Annotated in this window: 17 protein-coding genes; 12 read left to right on the top strand and 5 right to left on the bottom strand. The window is 72.7% G+C overall.

Translation table 11 applies throughout. The features are described 5' to 3' along the window. The first annotated feature begins 58 nt into the window (after positions 1 to 58). Positions 59 to 403, top strand: coding sequence for a DUF2516 family protein (locus tag OG294_RS18445; RefSeq protein WP_442789176.1), 345 nt, complete (start codon positions 59 to 61; stop codon positions 401 to 403). 74 nt (positions 404 to 477) lie between these two features. Here OG294_RS18445 and OG294_RS18440 read toward each other — a convergent pair whose 3' ends face one another. After that, the gene (locus OG294_RS18440) at positions 478 to 2,085 is read right to left on the bottom strand and encodes a PP2C family protein-serine/threonine phosphatase (RefSeq protein ID WP_327067596.1); all 1,608 of its coding nucleotides are present in this window, start codon (positions 2,083 to 2,085) and stop codon (positions 478 to 480) included. A 363-nt stretch (positions 2,086 to 2,448) separates the two neighbouring features. On the opposite strand from OG294_RS18440, the gene OG294_RS18435 reads away from it, so the two are divergent. Further along, positions 2,449 to 3,033 (top strand): O-acetyl-ADP-ribose deacetylase, encoded by a 585-nt coding sequence (locus OG294_RS18435; RefSeq protein ID WP_327067595.1) that lies wholly within the window; start codon positions 2,449 to 2,451, stop codon positions 3,031 to 3,033. Positions 3,034 to 3,181: 148 nt separating this feature from the next. Here the strand turns inward: OG294_RS18435 and OG294_RS18430 are convergent, their stop codons facing one another. Continuing rightward, the gene (locus OG294_RS18430; protein WP_327067593.1) at positions 3,182 to 3,943 is read right to left on the bottom strand and encodes a class I SAM-dependent methyltransferase; all 762 of its coding nucleotides are present in this window, start codon (positions 3,941 to 3,943) and stop codon (positions 3,182 to 3,184) included. A gap of 367 nt (positions 3,944 to 4,310) precedes the next feature. Here OG294_RS18430 and mshA point away from each other — a divergent pair, with 367 nt between their 5' ends. The 3 genes from mshA (at position 4,311) to OG294_RS18415 (ending at position 7,146) form a co-directional block, all read left to right on the top strand. Further along, on the top strand, positions 4,311 to 5,675 hold the full coding sequence (gene mshA / locus OG294_RS18425; protein WP_442789344.1) for a D-inositol-3-phosphate glycosyltransferase: 1,365 nt from the start codon (positions 4,311 to 4,313) through the stop codon (positions 5,673 to 5,675). 71 nt (positions 5,676 to 5,746) lie between these two features. Further along, entirely contained in the window at positions 5,747 to 6,283 is a 537-nt protein-coding gene (locus OG294_RS18420; protein ID WP_327067592.1) for a YbjN domain-containing protein, read from the top strand. A 104-nt stretch (positions 6,284 to 6,387) separates the two neighbouring features. Further along, positions 6,388 to 7,146, top strand: a complete 759-nt coding sequence (locus OG294_RS18415; RefSeq protein WP_327067591.1) for a phosphoglyceromutase — start codon at positions 6,388 to 6,390, stop codon at positions 7,144 to 7,146. A 91-nt stretch (positions 7,147 to 7,237) separates the two neighbouring features. On the opposite strand, the gene OG294_RS18410 is transcribed toward OG294_RS18415, so the two are convergent. Further along, positions 7,238 to 7,420, bottom strand: coding sequence for a hypothetical protein (locus OG294_RS18410; RefSeq protein WP_327067590.1), 183 nt, complete (start codon positions 7,418 to 7,420; stop codon positions 7,238 to 7,240). 164 nt (positions 7,421 to 7,584) lie between these two features. Continuing rightward, the gene (gene phoU / locus OG294_RS18405) at positions 7,585 to 8,250 is read right to left on the bottom strand and encodes a phosphate signaling complex protein PhoU (RefSeq protein WP_327067589.1); all 666 of its coding nucleotides are present in this window, start codon (positions 8,248 to 8,250) and stop codon (positions 7,585 to 7,587) included. Positions 8,251 to 8,513: 263 nt separating this feature from the next. Here phoU and OG294_RS18400 point away from each other — a divergent pair, with 263 nt between their 5' ends. Further along, positions 8,514 to 9,806: a sensor histidine kinase gene (locus OG294_RS18400; RefSeq protein WP_327067588.1), complete on the top strand. Its 1,293-nt coding sequence runs from the start codon at positions 8,514 to 8,516 to the stop codon at positions 9,804 to 9,806. Beyond that, positions 9,803 to 10,498, top strand: a complete 696-nt coding sequence (locus tag OG294_RS18395; protein ID WP_327067587.1) for a response regulator transcription factor — start codon at positions 9,803 to 9,805, stop codon at positions 10,496 to 10,498. Before OG294_RS18400 ends, OG294_RS18395 begins: the two co-directional genes overlap by 4 nt. Positions 10,499 to 10,704: 206 nt before the next feature. Here OG294_RS18395 and OG294_RS18390 read toward each other — a convergent pair whose 3' ends face one another. Continuing rightward, positions 10,705 to 11,436: a DUF461 domain-containing protein gene (locus tag OG294_RS18390; protein WP_327067586.1), complete on the bottom strand. Its 732-nt coding sequence runs from the start codon at positions 11,434 to 11,436 to the stop codon at positions 10,705 to 10,707. Between the two features lie 514 nt (positions 11,437 to 11,950). Between OG294_RS18390 and OG294_RS18385 the strand changes: the two genes are divergently transcribed. The 5 genes from OG294_RS18385 to rlmB all read left to right on the top strand — a co-directional run bounded on the left by OG294_RS18385 (position 11,951) and on the right by rlmB (position 16,608). Continuing rightward, complete coding sequence (locus OG294_RS18385) at positions 11,951 to 12,433, top strand: CarD family transcriptional regulator (RefSeq protein ID WP_030244332.1); 483 nt, start codon at positions 11,951 to 11,953, stop codon at positions 12,431 to 12,433. A gap of 299 nt (positions 12,434 to 12,732) precedes the next feature. Beyond that, positions 12,733 to 13,455 (top strand): 2-C-methyl-D-erythritol 4-phosphate cytidylyltransferase, encoded by a 723-nt coding sequence (gene ispD / locus OG294_RS18380; RefSeq protein ID WP_442789343.1) that lies wholly within the window; start codon positions 12,733 to 12,735, stop codon positions 13,453 to 13,455. Further along, positions 13,445 to 13,984 carry a 2-C-methyl-D-erythritol 2,4-cyclodiphosphate synthase gene (gene ispF / locus OG294_RS18375; protein WP_327067584.1) on the top strand — a complete coding sequence of 180 codons (540 nt, stop codon included), beginning with the start codon at positions 13,445 to 13,447 and terminating at the stop codon, positions 13,982 to 13,984. The genes ispD and ispF overlap by 11 nt, the downstream gene beginning before the upstream one ends. Before the next feature lie 135 nt (positions 13,985 to 14,119). Beyond that, positions 14,120 to 15,514, top strand: a complete 1,395-nt coding sequence (gene cysS / locus OG294_RS18370) for a cysteine--tRNA ligase (RefSeq protein ID WP_327067583.1) — start codon at positions 14,120 to 14,122, stop codon at positions 15,512 to 15,514. Positions 15,515 to 15,615: 101 nt separating this feature from the next. Then, a complete protein-coding gene (gene rlmB / locus OG294_RS18365; protein WP_327067582.1) occupies positions 15,616 to 16,608 on the top strand; it encodes a 23S rRNA (guanosine(2251)-2'-O)-methyltransferase RlmB in 993 nt (330 codons plus the stop codon). Positions 16,609 to 16,743 lie beyond the last annotated feature (135 nt).

Here is a 16,743-nt window from a genome sequence, read left to right as displayed (position 1 = left end):
AGGACGGCCGTGGAAATCCACGGCGCGGTGGCGACGAGGTTGGTGTGAGGAGATCCGAGTGAGCATCACGTACTTCGACGCCCTGAATCCGTTCTGGTGGCTGTCCGCTGGAATCACGCTCTTCCAGGTGTTCGTCTTCGTCGACGCCGCCGTCCGGCGGGAGGACGCCTACCGCGCTGCGGACAAGAAGACCAAGGGGTTCTGGCTGGTGCTCCTCGGCGTGGCGCTCGGGATCGACCTGGCCTTCGGGGCCAACTTCATCGGAAGCTTCCTGACCCTGGCCGGGCTGGTGGCCGCGATCGTCTACATGGTCGACGTCCGTCCGGCGATCAAGGCGATCACCGGTGGCCGGGGCGGCAAGGGCGGCAGCAGCCGCAACACGGGGCCCTACGGCCCCTGGTAACGGCCCCTGATATGGCTCCCGGCAACCGGCCCCTCCGGTAGCGGCCGGCCCCGGGAACAGGGAGCGTTGCCTGCTCAGCCCATCAGTGGCTGCTGCTGGGTGCGTTCCAGCAGCAGGATGGCGACATCGTCGGTCAGGGCCCCGCCGTTGAGGTCCTCGACCTCGGCCAGTGCGCTGTCGACCAGTCGGCCACGCGTCAGGCCGCTGGCCTGGTGGTCGCCGATCAGGCCGATCAGACCGTCCTGGCCCAGGCGGCGCGATCCGGCGCCGACCCGGCCCTCGATCAGACCGTCGGTGTAGAGCAGCAGACTCCAGCCGGGCTGCAGCTCCAGGTGGTGCGGCGGCCAGCTGGCGTCGGGGTCGTCGCAGGACAGCAGGCCGAGCGCCGGACCCGCCTGGTCGGAGGAGAGCACCACGGGCCGTCCGGCGGGGGAGAGCAGCAGCGGGGAGGGGTGGCCCGCGAGGTAGAGCTGGGCGTGCTCCACCTCGGGCCGGTCGGAGGGCAGCGGCTGCTGACCGACGCCCGGAGCCGGTCGGTCGCCGGCCCTGCGGGGACCGGTGGTGGCCCTGCGGTGGCCCCGCGGCGCGTCGTCGGCCGGCGTGCCAGGGGTGATCACCAGCATGCAGAGGGTCGCGAAGATCTCGTCGCTGCGGCGTTCGTGCTCCAGCACGTGCTGGAGGGTGGTGAGGAGGGTCTGGCCGCTCAGTCCGGCGAAGACCAGGGTCCGCCACGCTATCCGCAGCGCGACACCGAGGGCGGCCTCGTCCGGTCCGTGCCCGCAGACGTCTCCGATGACGACGTGAATGGTGCCGTCGTCGGTGCGGACCGCGTCGTAGAAGTCGCCGCCGAGCAGGGCCCGGCGGCGACCGGGCCGGTAGCGGCGGGTGAAGGAGAGGTCGGCCCCCTCCAGCAGCGGGGTGGGCAGCAGGTGGCGCTGCAGGCGGGCGTTCTCCTGCCCGCGCAGTTCGGCCTCGACCAGGCGGCGCTGGGACTCGTCGGCCCGCTTGCGCTCCACCGCGTAGCGCAGCGCGCGGGCCAGCAGCGGGCCGTCGGTGTCGTCCTTGGTGAGGAAGTCCTGGGCGCCCGCGGCCACGGCTGCGGCGCCCAGCCGGGTGTCGGCGGCATCGGTGAGCACCACGATGGCGGCCTTCGGAGCCAGGCGCAGCAACTCGTGGAGCCCGTCCAGCGGGTCGGCGCCGTCGGCGCCCGGCATGGCGGCGGCGCCGGGGAGGGGGCTGTCGGCGGTGGTGCTGGAGGGCGTCGCCAGGTCGAGCAGGACACAGCTGAAGTCGATCGGCAGGGTGCGGGCGCGGCGCCCGGGGACGGCGGGCTGCGGGGTGAGCTGGGCGGCGGCCAGCTCCAGGCTGCGGGCCCAGGTGAGCTCGACCGGGGTGCCGCTGGCGGCGATCAGCTCCTGGATCAGCCGGGCGTCGGTGGTGTCGTTCTCGATCACCAGCAGTTTGAGGGGGGCGGCGGCCCGGTCGGCGGGGGCGGGGCGCCAGGTGGCGCGGGGGCCGGGGAGCGGGAAGGCGGTGGTCGCGCCCGCCTCGCCGCCGTCCGGGCTCCCGGGAAGCCGGGGCGTCAGGCTTGGCTCGCCGAGCCCGGTCAGTCCACCCATCGTGCCGAAGCCGTCGAGGGTGTCGAGGTCGTGCAGGGCGTTCAGGCCGTTCAGGTCGTCCATCCGATTCAGCCTCTCGTCGGCTGCGAGGGCCGCCGGATCAGGGCAGGGGGCAGCGACCCGCTGGCGGACGCCAGCACCTGCCGGGGCACCGGACCGGCCTTCGACGCCGAGTCCCTGCCCGTCTCCCGTAGCGGGCACGGATGGTTCCTCCCTCTCCCTGACGGGGTAACGGCTGCGGTCCGCGCGCAGTGCCCGCGTGGCACCGCGAGTCAGGGAGTTTCTCGTGACCATAACGTGATCTCCCGAGATTTCCTTGGCTGATGGGGGCTGGTGTGGCTATTGCCACGCTGGTGGCGGGCGTGATCGCTAGCGTGAGCGGTTCGGTGGCCGGGCAATCGCGCGGCCGATCTTGAGGAGTTGACGGTGACGCAGATCACGTTGATCCAGGGTGATATCACGAAGCAGCGAGTGGACGTCGTGATCAACGCGGCCAACTCGTCGCTGCTGGGCGGCGGTGGTGTCGACGGCGCGATCCACCGTGCGGGCGGGCCCGAGATCCTGGCCGAGTGCCGGGCGTTGCGGGCTTCGCACTACGGCAGGGGGCTGGCCGTCGGCCGGGCGGTGGCGACCACGGCCGGGCTGCTGCCGGCCGGCCATGTGGTGCACACCGTCGGGCCGGTCTACGGCGCGGAGCGGTACGAGCAGCTGGCGGGGCTGCTGGCCTCCTGCTATCGGGAGTCGCTCAGGCTGGCGGTGCTGGAGCTGGGCGCCAGGAGCGTGGCGTTTCCCGCGGTGTCCACCGGGGTCTACGGGTGGCCGATGGAGGACGCGGCCCGGATCGCGCTGTCGACGGTGGCCGAGGTGCTGGCGGAGGATCCGGTCAGGGCGGTGGCGGGGCTGGAGGTGCGGTTCGTGCTGTTCGGCGCGGAGGGGTACGAGATCTTCGCGCGGGTGCGGGAGGAGCTGGGGCTTGGCTCGGCCGGGGGCGAGCGGCAGGCAGGCCGATAGAACGGCCGGTAAGGCGGGTGGCATGGAGAGCTGCTGTCTGGTCGAGTCAAGGAGCGGTGGCACCGACGTCATCAGGTGCGCTCCCATAGTGGACTGACGACACGTCAACCTGCCAGAGGAATTCGATAACTCGTTCGAGTGAATCGAATCAGGGTGCCAGTGCCGACCAGGGCAGCGTGGCCTCGCCCTGCCGCCAGCGCCCGCGCGTGTCGACCAGCGGCCAGCTGCCACCCAGCGCCGTGCAGGCGGCCACCCAGCGCTGCCTGGCACCGAACGCCCCGTAGGGCGCGGCGGCGGCCCAGGCGCGGTCGAAGTCGGTGAGGAAGGCGTGCACCGGGCGCCCCGGCACGTTGTGGTGGATGAGCGCCTTGGGCAGCCGCTCGGCCAGGTCCGAGGGCCGCTCCAGGCTGGCCAGCCGGGCGGCGAAGGTCACCGTGCGGGGTCCCTCGGGGCCCAGCGCCACCCAGACGTGCCGGCGGCCGATCTCGTCGCAGGTGCCCTCGACGAGCAGCCCGTCCGGGGCGAGTCGGCCGCAGAGCCGCTCCCAGACCGCCTCCACCGCCTCCTCCTCGTACTGGCGCAGCACGTTGGCGGCGCGGATCAGCTGGGCCGAGGCGCCGTCCAGCGGCACCTCGAAGCCGCCGCGGCGGAAGGTCAGCGCGGGGGGTTCGGCGTAGGGCAGCGCGGCGGCCACCCGGGCCGGCTCGATCTCGATGCCCACCGTTCGCAGGTCGGGGCGCACGGCCCGGAGGCGGTGGGAGAGCTCGACGGCCGTCCACGGCGCCGCGCCGTAGCCGAGGTCGACGGCCACCGGCGGCTGGTCGGCGGCGCGCAGCCGGGGAGCCAGCGTGTGCACGATCCAGCGGTCCATCCGCCGCAGGCGGTTGGTGTTGGTGGTGCCACGGGTCACGGAACCGACCGGACGGCTGCCGGCGGGCGTGGCGCGACCGGCGGGAGAAGTCGATGGCTTCGACGTCCGGTGCGCGGCGGGGCGGCCCACGGAGCTGGGTGCGCCCGGATCGGAGGAGGAAGCCATGCCCGAAGCCTATGCCGAGCCGTCCGGACCACCGTTGCGCGCCCGGACGGGGCGCGGTGAGGCGGCGAGAGGCGGCGAGAGGCAGCGCGGGGTCGTGCGGAGGCCGTGGGGAGGGAGCAGAGCCGGCCAGAAGAAAGGAGGACGGACACTTGGGAATGACTCGCACCCCCGCGGGGGTTGTGTCCCTGTTGAAACCACACGAGTAGTCGCCAGCGCAGACCAGAGAGGCCGCAGCCAGGTGATCAAGCCCCCCGTGTCGACGGTATGGCGCGACCGGCAGACCCCGCCGGTCCGCGGGCGCCTGCACGCCTTCGCCGCCGGCCGCGCCCGTCGCCCCCGCCGGATCGCGATGCTCAGTGTGCATACCTCACCGCTCCACCAGCCGGGCACCGGCGACGCGGGCGGGATGAACGTCTACATCGTCGAGCTGGCCAAGCGCCTGGCCGCGCTCGGGATCGAGATCGAGGTCTTCACCCGGGCCACCTCCTCCGAGCTGCCGCCGACCGTGGAGCTGGCGCCCGGTGTGCTGGTCCGCCACGTCACCGCCGGCCCCTACGAGGGCCTGATCAAGGAGGACCTGCCCGCCCAGCTGTGCGCCTTCACCCACGGAGTGCTGCGCACCGAGGCCGGGCACCGCCCCGGCCACTACGACCTGGTGCACTCGCACTACTGGCTCTCCGGCCAGGTGGGCTGGCTGGCGGCGCAGCGCTGGGGCGTGCCGCTGGTACACACCATGCACACCATGGCCAAGGTCAAGAACGCCGCACTGGCCGAGGGCGACACGCCCGAGCCCGCGGCCCGGGTGATCGGCGAGACGCAGGTGGTCGAGGCGGCCGACCGGCTGATCGCCAACACCGCGGACGAGGCGGCCGAGCTCAGCACCCACTACAGCGCGCGCGTCGACCAGCTCGCGGTGGTGCACCCGGGCGTCAACCTGGAGGTCTTCCGGCCGGGCGACCGGCTGGCGGCGCGGGCCCGGCTGGGCCTGCCGCCGGACGCCGCGGTGCTGCTCTTCGCCGGGCGGATACAGCCGCTGAAGGCGCCGGACGTGCTGCTCAAGGCGGTCTCGGCGCTGCTGGCGCGGCGGCCCGAGCTGCGCGAGCGGCTGGTCGTCCCGGTGGTCGGCGGTCCGTCCGGGACGGGGCTGGCCAAGCCGCAGAGCCTGCAGAAGCTGGCCGCGCAGCTGGGGATCGGTGACGTGGTGCGGTTCCATCCGCCGGTCGGCCAGAGCGAACTGGCGCACTGGTACCGCGCGGCGACGGTGCTGGCGATGCCCTCGTACAGCGAGTCGTTCGGGCTGGTGGCCCTGGAGGCACAGGCCTGCGGCACCCCGGTGGTGGCCGCGGCGGTCGGCGGGCTGCCGGTCGCGGTGCGTGACGGCGAGACGGGCACGCTGGTGCGCGGCCACGACCCGGAGCAGTGGGCCCGGGCGCTGGAGCCCTACGCGACGGACCGGGAGCTGGGCGCCCGGCAGGGCGCCGCGGCGGCCCGGCACGCGGCGGGCTGCGGCTGGGAGGCGTCGGCCGCCGCCACGGCGGAGGTGTACGCGGGGGCGCTGGCACGGCCCGCCGGCCGGCTCGCGGGGGCACGCCGCCTGCTCGCCTGAGCAGGTGCGGCCCGAGGCGGGCGCGGCCCGGGAGCAGCGGCGAACCGGTACCAGCCGGTAACGTCACCGCCATGGCAATCCGTACCAAGGACGAGGCCCTCGGCCTGCTCGCCGCCGCGCTCGACGAGGCCGGGGTCAGCTGGGAGCCGGCCGCCGCCGACCCGTACACCCTGGTCGCGACGCTCCACGGCACCCGCAAGCTCAGCACCACCTGCGCGCTGCGGATCGGTGACCACAGCCTGTCGGTGAACGCCTTCGTGATCCGCCGCCCGGACGAGAACCACGAGGCGGTCTTCCGCTGGCTGCTGGAGCGCAACACCCGGCTGTACGGCGTCGCCTACGCGCTCGACGCGCTCGGCGACGTGTATCTGACCGGCCGGCTGCCGCTGGAGGCCCTCACCGGGCCGACGGTGGACCGGCTGCTGGGCGCGGTGCTGGAGAACGCCGACGAGCCGTTCAACACCCTGCTGGAGCTGGGTTTCGCCGCCGCGATCCGGCGGGAGTGGGAGTGGCGGACCAAGCGCGGCGAGTCCACCCGCAACCTGGAGGCGTTCAAGCACCTGGCCCAGCCGGTCCAGTCGGTGCAGCCGGATCAGGACACGGAGTAGCGAGCCGGGGCCGGTCGGAGCGAGTGGTGCGAGCGCGATCTGCACATCACTCAGGGGCTCAGGGCCCGGCCACCCCTTTATTTCGCTCCACTAAGCTGTGCGGCATGGCTGACACGACCTACCGACTGATCCTGCTCCGTCACGGCGAGAGCCAGTGGAACCAGAAGAACCTGTTCACCGGCTGGGTCGATGTCGACCTCAACGAGAAGGGTGAGAAGGAGGCGGCGCGCGGCGGTGAGCTGCTGGCCGCCGAGGGCCTGCTCCCCGACGTGCTGCACACCTCGCTGCTGCGCCGCGCGATCCGCACCTCGCAGATCGCGCTGGACAAGGCCGACCGGCACTGGATCCCGGTCAGCCGCAGCTGGCGCCTGAACGAGCGCCACTACGGCGCGCTGCAGGGCAAGGACAAGGCGCAGACCCTGGCGGAGTTCGGCGAGGAGCAGTTCCAGCTCTGGCGCCGCTCGTACGACACGCCGCCGCCGGTGCTCGCCGACGACGCCGAGTACTCGCAGGCCGGCGACGCCCGCTACGCCGACATCCCGAGCGAGCTGCGCCCGCGCACCGAGTGCCTCAAGGACGTCGTCGACCGCATGCTGCCGTACTGGTACGACGCGATCGTGCCGGACCTGGCCGCGGGCAAGACCGTGCTGGTCACCGCGCACGGCAACAGCCTGCGCGCGCTGGTCAAGCACCTGGACGGGATCTCCGACGAGGCGATCGCCGGTCTGAACATCCCCACCGGCATCCCGCTGGTCTACGAGCTCGACGCGGACTTCAAGCCGGTCACCGCCGGTGGCCGCTACCTGGACGCGGAGGCCGCCGCCGCCGCGATCGAGGCGGTCAAGAACCAGGGCAAGAAGTAACGAGGACGGACGAGCGGGCCCCGCCCCGGTGCAGCGTGCACCGGGGCGGGGCCCGTCCGCGTTCGGTCGTGGGTCCGGCGCCGGGGAGCGGTCAGTGGCCGCCGCAGCAGCCGCCGGTGGCGCCACCGCACTGGCAGGGCGCGCCGGACTGGCAGCCGCAACCGCAGCCGGGTCCGCAGCCGCAGGCACCGAGCAGGACCGGCAGGCCGGCCGGGCGGGGGGACGGCTCGGCGGTGCCCGGGGTCACCGTGGGCCGGGCGGGAGTGGTGGTCATGGTGCGGTGCCCTCCTCGATCGAGGCAGGCGAAGACTGACGGCCCGCCTGTCCATCGAGTGAAGCCCCTGCCTTGACGGAGCGTCAACGGGCGCGCGGTTGCGGGGGCGACCGCTTCGAGTGCGCCCCTGCAACCACGGCCGGGTTTACCGAACCGCCGGGGGACTACCGCTCCTCGGGGACGAACTCGCCCGCGTGCTCGCCGGTCACCAGGAAGACCACGCGCTTGGCCACCGAGACCGCGTGGTCGGCGAAGCGCTCGTAGTAGCGGCCGATCAGGGTGACGTCGACGGCGGTCTCGATGCCGTGCTGCCAGCGGTCGTCGATCAGGTGCTCGAACAGCTGGCGGTGCAGCTCGTCGATCGCGTCGTCGTCCCGCTCCAGCTGCAGCGCGGCGTCCACGTCCTTGGTGGCGATGACCTGGCCGGCCTTGGCCACCAGGCGCTGCGCGAGCTGCCCCATCTCCAGCACGATCGGGTGCAGGTCGGAGGGCACGGCCGTGTCGGGGTAGCGCCGCCGGGCCACCTTGGCCACGTGCCGGGCCAGGTCGCCGCAGCGCTCCAGGTCGGCGCTCATCCGCAGCGAGGTGACCACGATCCGCAGGTCGGTGGCGACCGGCTGCTGGCGGGCCAGCAGGTTGATTGCGGTGTTCTCCAGCTCGTGGTGGAGGTCGTTGACCTTCTCGTCGGCCGCGATCACGCTCTCCGCCAGGGCGAGGTCGGCGTCGAGCAGGGCGGTGGTGGCGCGGCCCATGGCCGAGCCGACCAGCCTGGCCATCTCGACCAGGCCGTCGCCGATCGAGTCGAGCTCCTCGTGATAGGCGTCACGCATGCGCTTGTCTTCTTCCTCTTCGGCTGTGTCGGTGGCGGTGCCGACCGGACGCCGAACCCGACGTCCGCTGCTGGTGACCGCGCATCGTACGCGCGCCACCGACCCACACGGGCTGCTTGTCGCAGCCTGATCCGTTCGGGCGACGACCCACGGCCGCCGCAGTGAACCAGGAGCTACCTGAAGGTGAATTCTCGGCAACGCACGGCCGATGCCTTGATCTGACGCTTACGGAGCGGCCGGTCGGTGCGCTTAGGCTGGGCCGCATGGACGTGAATGTGGCCGCCGCCGCTGCCTGCGCCATCGCCGGCCTCGGCGTCGGTCTCACGGCCGCCATCGCCTTCCGCTGGAGCGAGCGCGAACAGGGCAGGGGCAGCGGGAGTGGCAACGGCAGAAGAAGCAGCAGCGCATCGCTGGTGAACTCCCCCGCGCCGGAGTCGGCCCTGCCGCCCGGCGTGGACACGGTGCTCTCGGTGCTGCGCTCGTGCGCGATCGTGCTGGGCGACGGCGACGAGGTGGTCAAGGCCAGCTCCGCCGCCTACTCGATGGGCCTGGTGCGCGGTGGCGCGGTGGCCGTCGAGCAGATGCTCGCCCTCGCCCGCGCGACCCGCCGGGACGGGGAGATCCGCCAGGTCGAGCTGGACGTCCCGCGCCCGGGGGTGGCGCGCTCCGGCGAGCCGCTCTCGGTCTCGGTGCGGGTGGCCCCGCTCGGGTCCCGGCTGGTGCTGGTGCTGGTCGAGGACCTCACCGAGCGCCGGCGGATCGAGGCGGTCCGGCGCGACTTCGTGGCCAACGTCAGCCACGAGCTCAAGACTCCGGTGGGGGCGCTCTCGCTGCTCTCCGAAGCGGTCGCCGACGCGGCCGACGACCCGGAGGCGGTGCAGCGCTTCGCCGGCCGGATGCAGATCGAGGCGACCAGGCTGGCCAGCCTGGTCCAGGAGATCATCGACCTCTCCCGGGTCCAGGACGACCGGCTGCTGATGGACCCCGAGCCGGTCCCGGTGGACGAGCTGATCGCCGAGGCGATGGACCGCTGCCGCCAGCAGGCCGCGGCCAAGCAGATCCACATCGCGGCCGGCGGCATCGCCGGCCTCTACCTCTACGGCGACCGCGGCCAGCTGGCCGCCGCGCTCGGCAACCTGGTCGAGAACGCCGTCAACTACAGTCCGCCGCGCACCCGGGTGGCGATCGCCACCCGCCGGATAGCCAGCGCCGCCGCGATCGGGGAAGCGGACGGCGAGCTGATCGAGATCTCGGTGACCGACCAGGGCATCGGCATCTCGGAGAAGGACCGCGAGCGGATCTTCGAACGTTTCTACCGGGTGGACCCGGCCCGCTCCCGGGCGACCGGCGGCACCGGCCTCGGCCTGTCGATCGTCAAGCACGTGGCCGCCTCGCACGGCGGCACCGTCTCGGTCTGGAGCGTCGAAGGCCAGGGCTCCACCTTCACCGTCCGGCTCCCCGCCGGGCAGAACCCGAACGCCGTCGCTTCGAGCGGAGCGGCAGCGGTCGAACCCCACAACCCAACCCCCCTTCCTGCCCCGGAGGCCCGATCGTGACCCGAGTACTGGTGGTCGAGGACGAGGAGTCGTTCAGCGACGCCCTCTCCTACATGCTTCGCAAGGAGGGCTTCGAGGTGGCCGTGGCCGCCACCGGCCCGGACGCGCTGGAGCAGTTCGAACGCAACGGCGCCGACCTGGTGCTGCTCGACCTGATGCTGCCCGGACTGCCCGGCACCGAGGTCTGCCGCCAGCTGCGGGTGCGCTCCAACGTGCCGGTGATCATGGTGACCGCCAAGGACAGCGAGATCGACAAGGTCGTCGGCCTGGAGATAGGTGCCGACGACTACGTGACCAAGCCCTACTCGACCCGCGAGCTGGTCGCGCGGATCCGCGCGGTGCTGCGCCGGCGCGGCGAGGACGGCGGCCCGGGCACCGACGGCGGCGGCCCCGGTGCACTGGAGGCGGGACCGGTCCGGATGGACGTGGACCGGCACGTGGTGACGGTGGACGGCGGCAAGGTCGACCTGCCGCTCAAGGAGTTCGACCTGCTGGAGATGCTGCTGCGCAACGCGGGCCGGGTGCTCACCCGGATGCAGCTGATCGACCGGGTCTGGGGCGCCGACTACGTGGGGGACACCAAGACGCTGGACGTCCACGTGAAGCGGCTGCGGGCGAAGATCGAGCCGGACCCGGGTGCGCCGCGCTACCTGGTGACGGTCCGCGGCCTCGGCTACAAGTTCGAGCCGTAAGCCGCAGGGTCGCCGGCCGCCGGCCCACCGCACCGGCCGAGGGCCGCACGAGGACTGAGGTCCGCCACACAGACTGAGGGCCGCACCCACGGGGTGCGGCCCTCAGTCATGAACGACCTGGCGCCGAGCGGCTCTCGCGCGCCCGGCGTGCGCGCCCGGTACGCCGGGCGCGCTGACGGTGCGCAGGCTCGGCCGGGCGGGACGGGTCAGTGCGCGGACGGGCTCGTGCTGCCCGAGGGGGTGCCCGCCGGGCTGCCGCTCGGGGAACCGCTCGGCGTGCCGGACGGGGAGCCGGACGGCGTGCCGCTCGGGGCCCCCGAGGCGCTGGCGCTGCTGGAGCCGCCGGCCGAGGCGCCCGCGGACGGGGCGGCCGAGCCGGACGGCGGGACGGAGGAGCCCGCGGAGGCGCTGGCGGACGGCGAGGCCGGGCCGAACGACGCGTAGTAGCCGGCGGCCGGCGTCACCATGGCGGTGGTGTCCACCTTGCCCGCGCTGGAGAAGGAGAAGGAGGCCGGGGTGAAACCGCCGACGTTCAGCGCGACCGAGGAGAACACCGCGGACGGCTGCCCGCTGCCGCCCACCAGGACCGCACCGCCCGCGGGGATCACGATGCCGCCGGGCAGCGGCGCGCCCGAGGCGTCGTCGAAGGTCGCGGTGGCGCCGTTGAGGGTGACGGTCTGCAGCGTCTGCGGGTTGGCGCCGGTGTTGCTGATGTTGACGGTCAGGTTCGCGGGGCCCGGCTGACCGCTGGTCTGCACGGGGTCCACCACGGCGACGATGGCGTTGAGCTTGAGGTCGGCGCCCAGCGAAGTGGCCGGCGAGTCCGGCTTGATCTGCGTGGTCTCGGCGCTGCTCCCGGCAGAGCAGGCGGACAGCGAGACGGCTGCGAGGGCGAGGACGATGGCGGCAGTGCCACCGCGTCGAAGGCTGCGGCTCACGGCGGCGCATCTCCTTGGGTCACGTGTCAGGTTGTCAGCGCCCAGAGTACCGACCGTACTTATCCGGCCCTCACGGGGTGGCCCCGTGTCGCGCGTCGGCCGCTCGGCGCAGGGCTGACGGGGTGATCCGGGCGTGGCGGCGGCGGGGCGTGCCGGAGCCCCCCGGTGCGACGGTCCGGGGAGCGCCCCGCCGGGACGCCGAGGGAGACCGTGGCAGGTGATGTGACGGTGCTGTGTGCGGTTCCGGAGGGACGTCAAGATCAGATCACGATCGGGAAACGGTGAATATCCGGTGTTGACTTCAAGATCGAATGCCGGTTTCCGGGTCGGCGCCCGAGGTTTCGATCGCCGCGGGAAGGGCCTCCGACCTGCGAGAAGCCGTCGCGGCAGGGTGGCCGCAGCATGCCGCAGGGGTCCTTGTCAAGCCCCGAGACCGGCCCTGACCTGCGAAAACGCCCTTCGGGCGGACGGAAAAGCGTGTTATTCTGGAAAGCCACGGAAGGGGTCCTGTCACATGACGTTCAAGGTTGGCGACACGGTGGTCTACCCCCATCACGGGGCTGCACTGATCGAGGCCATCGAAATTCGCCAGATCAAAGGTGTGGACAAGACCTACCTGGTGCTGAAGGTTCAGCAGGGTGACCTCACGCTGCGAGTCCCCGCGGAGAACGCGGAGTTCGTCGGCGTGCGCGACGTGGTCGGCCAGGAGGGTCTGGACCGGGTCTTCGAGGTGCTGCGGGCACCGTACACCGAGGAGCCCACCAACTGGTCTCGCCGGTACAAGGCGAACCTGGAGAAGCTCGCGTCCGGTGACGTCATCAAGGTCGCCGAGGTCGTCCGCGACCTGTGGCGGCGGGAGCGTGAGCGCGGCCTGTCGGCCGGTGAGAAGCGGATGCTCGCCAAGGCGCGGCAGATCCTCGTCAGCGAACTGGCGCTGGCGGAGAACACCAACGAGGACAAGGCGGAGACGCTGCTCGACGAGGTGCTGGCCTCGTAGGAGCGGCTCCTGTGCCGTTTCAACAGCGCCCGGTTGCCGTGCAGGCACTCGGGCGCTGTGGCATGCCCGGGCACGGTGAACCCGGGCACGGTGACCGGCGCCGTCAACACCCGGGCGTGACGATTGCGCTGCTGTGCTCGTAGCGTGTGTGCTCGTAGCGTGGGGGCTCTGCACACCGGTACCCGAGAGGCGGCGCCGGGTGGAAGGGGTCCGGTGCACCGTCTGACGGGTACGCCTGGGCCATACCCACTTCGCCGAAGGAGTGAAACCTGAACACCCCAGGAGTAGTGGCAGCGGCCGTGGTTCCGGCCGCCGGGCGGGGCGAGCGGCTCGGCCCAGGGGCGCCGAAGGCGCTGCGCGAACTCGGGGGCGCGCCGCTGCTGGTGCACGCCGTCCGTGCGCTCGCACGCAGTCGGGCCGTCGGTCTGGTGGTGGTCGCCGCGCCGCCGCAGGGTGTCGCCGAGGTGGTGGGGCTGCTGGACAGCCACGGCCTGGACGGCAAGGACATCCGGGTGGTCGCCGGTGGCGCGACCCGGCAGGAGTCGGTGCGGCTGGGCCTGGCGGTGATCCCGGAGCAGACCGAGATCGTGCTGGTGCACGACGCCGCCCGCCCGCTGGTCCCGGTCGAGGTGGTGGACGCGGTGGTGGCCGCCGTGCGCGGCGGGGCCGAGGCCGTGGTGCCGGCCGTGCCGCTGGCCGACACGGTCAAGCGGGTGCGGCCGGTGCCCGCCGGTGAGCCCGAGCCGGTGCTCGACACGCCCGACCGCGCCTCGCTGCGGGCCGTGCAGACCCCGCAGGGCTTCCGCCGCCGGGTGCTCGCCGAGGTGCACGCCAAGGCGCTGGCCGAGGAGGCCGAGGGCGGCTCGCCGGTGGTGACCGACGACGCCGGACTGGTCGAGCACTACGGCGGCCAGGTGGTCGTGGTGCCGGGCCACGAGGAGGCGTTCAAGGTCACCCGTCCGCTGGACCTCGTACTCGCCGAGGCCGTACTCGCTCGCAGGAGGGCCTCCGATGGCTTCTGACGTCTCGTCACCGACGACGCCCGGGGCCCCCGCTCCCGGCATGATCATCCCCCGGGTGGGGATCGGCACCGATGTGCACGCCTTCGCGGACGGCGTGCCGCTCTGGGTGGGCGGTCTGCGCTGGGAGGGCTACGAGCAGGGCCTGGCCGGGCACTCGGACGGCGACGTGATCGCCCATGCCGCCTGCAACGCGATCTTCTCGGCCGCCGGGATCGGCGACCTGGGCACGCACTTCGGCACCGACCGCCCCGAGTACGCGGGTGCGGCCGGGGTGAAGCTGTTGGGCGAGGCGGCCCGGATCGTGCGCGCGGCCGGCTTCGAGATCGGCAACATCGCGGTGCAGGTGATCGGGGTCCGGCCACGGATCGGCAGCCGGCGCCAGGAGGCGGAGGAGGTGCTCTCGGCCGCGGCCGGCGCACCGGTGTCGGTCTCGGCGGCGACCACGGACGGGCTGGGCATGACCGGCCGCGGCGAGGGGCTGGTGGGACTGGCCACGGCGCTGGTCTACCCGGTGGCGCCGCGGGGTTGAGTCCGGCGGCGGGGAGGTGAACGGGACAGCGGGGAGAGAAAAGGGAGCCGGATCGTCCGGTTTGCCATGAACTCGTGACGGGTGGGATCCACAAACGTCGCGGGGCACTCCCTGATTCCCACTACGCTGGACGTCGTGAGCCTTCGCCTGTACGACACCAGCACCCGCCAGGTACGCGACTTCGTCCCGCTTGTACCGGGCTGTGTCTCGATCTACCTGTGCGGCGCAACCGTGCAGGGGGCCCCGCACATCGGGCACATCCGGTCCAACCTCAACTTCGACGTGATGCGCCGCTGGTTCGCCTACCGCGGCTTCGAGGTGACGTTCGTGCGCAACGTCACCGACATCGACGACAAGGTGATCCGCAAGGAGCACGAGCTCGGCGTGCCGTGGTGGCAGATCGCCTACGCCAACGAGCGTGCCTTCGACGACGGTTACACGGCGCTCGGCTGCCTGCCGCCGACCGTGGAGCCGCGGGCCACCGGCCACATCCCCGAGATGATCGACATGATGCAGACGTTGATCGCCAAGGGCCACGCCTACGCGGCCGACGGCAACGTCTACTTCGACGTCAAGTCCTTCCCCCAGTACCTGGCGCTCTCCAACCAGAAGCTGGAGAACCTCAAGCAGCCCGAGGGCGAGGGCGAGACCGGCAAGCGCGACCCGCGGGACTTCGCGATGTGGAAGTCCGCCAAGCCGGGCGAGCCGAGCTGGACCACCCCGTGGGGCCAGGGCCGGCCCGGCTGGCACCTGGAGTGCTCGGCCATGGTGCACAAGTACCTGGGCAAGGCCTTCGACATCCACGGCGGCGGGCTGGACCTGATCTTCCCGCACCACGAGAACGAGATCGCCCAGTCCAAGGCGTTCGGCGACGACTTCGCGAACTTCTGGGTGCACAACGCCTGGGTCACCATGAGCGGCGAGAAGATGAGCAAGTCGCTCGGCAACTCGGTGCTGATCTCCGAGATGGTGAAGCGCTGGCGCCCGATCGTGCTGCGCTACTACCTGGCCGGCCCGCACTACCGCTCGATGATCGAGTACAGCGAGGAGTCGATCCGCGAGGCCGAGGCGGGCTTCGGCCGGATCGAGGGCTTCATCCAGCGGGTCGTCGAGCGCTGCGGTCCGGTCGAGCCGGCCGCCGAGGTGCCGCCGGCCTTCGCCGAGGCGATGGACGACGACTTCGGCGTCCCGCAGGCGCTGGCCGTGGTGCACACGGCCGTCCGGCAGGGCAACAGCGCGCTGACGGCGGACGACAAGGAGAACGCGGTAGCGCGTCTGGCCGAGGTCCGTGCGATGCTCGGAGTGCTGGGGCTCGACCCGCTCGATCCGCAGTGGACCGGCGCGGAGCGCGGCGAGGACCTCCACGGCGTCGTCGACTCGCTGGTCCGGCTGGTCCTGGACCAGCGGCAGGCGGCTCGGGAGCGCAAGGACTTCGCCACCGCGGACGCCATCCGCGACCAGCTGGGCCTGGCCGGCCTGGCGATCGAGGACACCCCGTCCGGCCCGCGCTGGACGATCAGCAACCAGTAGCCCCGCGCTCGCCGCGCCGGGCGCCGGTAGGCCGTACCCGTGGGAGTCACGGGCGCGGCCTACCGGCATGACGCAGACGAATGAGAACAGGAAGTATCGCCATGGCCGGCAACAGCCAGCGCAGGAACCGCCGCAACCCCGGGTCGAAGAAGGGCGCGAGTGTCGGGACCGGCGGCCACAGCCGGAAGGCACTGCAGGGCAAGGGCCCGACCCCGCCCGGTGAGGCCCGCAAGGGGCACCCCAAGCAGCGTGCCGCCAACGCGGCGGTCAAGCGCGAGCGCGACGCCAAGGCGCGGGCCGGCATGCGCCGGTCCGGCGGTGGTGGCCGGGGCGGGCGCGGTGGCGCCGGCGCGGCCGAGCTGGTGGTCGGCCGCAACTCGGTGGTCGAGGCGCTGGTCGGCGGCGTGCCCGCGACCGCGCTGTACGTGATGCAGTTCATCGACACCGACGACCGGGTGCGCGAGGCGTTCCAGGCGGCCAACGATCGCGGAGTCCCGCTGATGGAGGCACCGCGCCCGCAGCTGGACCAGATGACCGGCGGCCTCAACCACCAGGGCCTGGTGCTCCAGGTCCCGCCGTACGAGTACGCGCACCCCGAGGACCTGCTGGAGGCCGCCGCGAACCTCAGCGAGGACGCGCTGATCGTGGCGCTGGACGGGGTCACCGACTCGCGCAACCTGGGCGCCGTGGTCCGCTCGGCCGCCGCGTTCGGCGCGCACGGCGTGGTCATCCCCGAGCGGCGGGCGGCCGGGATGACGGCCGGCGCCTGGAAGACCTCCTCCGGTGCCGCGGCCCGGCTGCCCGTGGCGCGGGCGACCAACCTGACCCGGGCGCTGGAGACCTACCAGAAGGCCGGGCTGATGGTGGTGGGCCTGGCCGCGGACGGCGAGGCGGAGATCGGCGACCTGGAGGCGCTGACCGGGCCGGTGGTGATCGTGGCCGGCAGCGAGGGCAAGGGCCTGTCGCGCCTGGTCGCGGAGACCTGCGACCTGCGGGTGCGGATCCCGATGCCGGGGCAGACCGAGTCGCTGAACGCCGGTGTGGCGGCGGGCGTGGTGCTGTACGAGGCCTCGCGGCTGCGGGCTCGGCGCTGAGCCGGCTGACGCCTTTTGAACGGGCTGTGACGCAAACGTTCACTATCCCGCGCGGGAGTGACCGGATCCGTCAGCCACGCCGAGGAGTTGCACCCGGGAGAGTGTCCTAACCGGGTGTCACCCGGTTAGAGGGGT

The sequence above is a fragment of the Kitasatospora sp. NBC_01302 genome (genome assembly GCF_035976515.1).
GTDB lineage: Bacteria > Actinomycetota > Actinomycetes > Streptomycetales > Streptomycetaceae > Kitasatospora.
The sequence above is the reverse complement of the archived record's forward strand: the minus strand, read 5'-3'. Positions and strand labels throughout refer to the sequence as shown.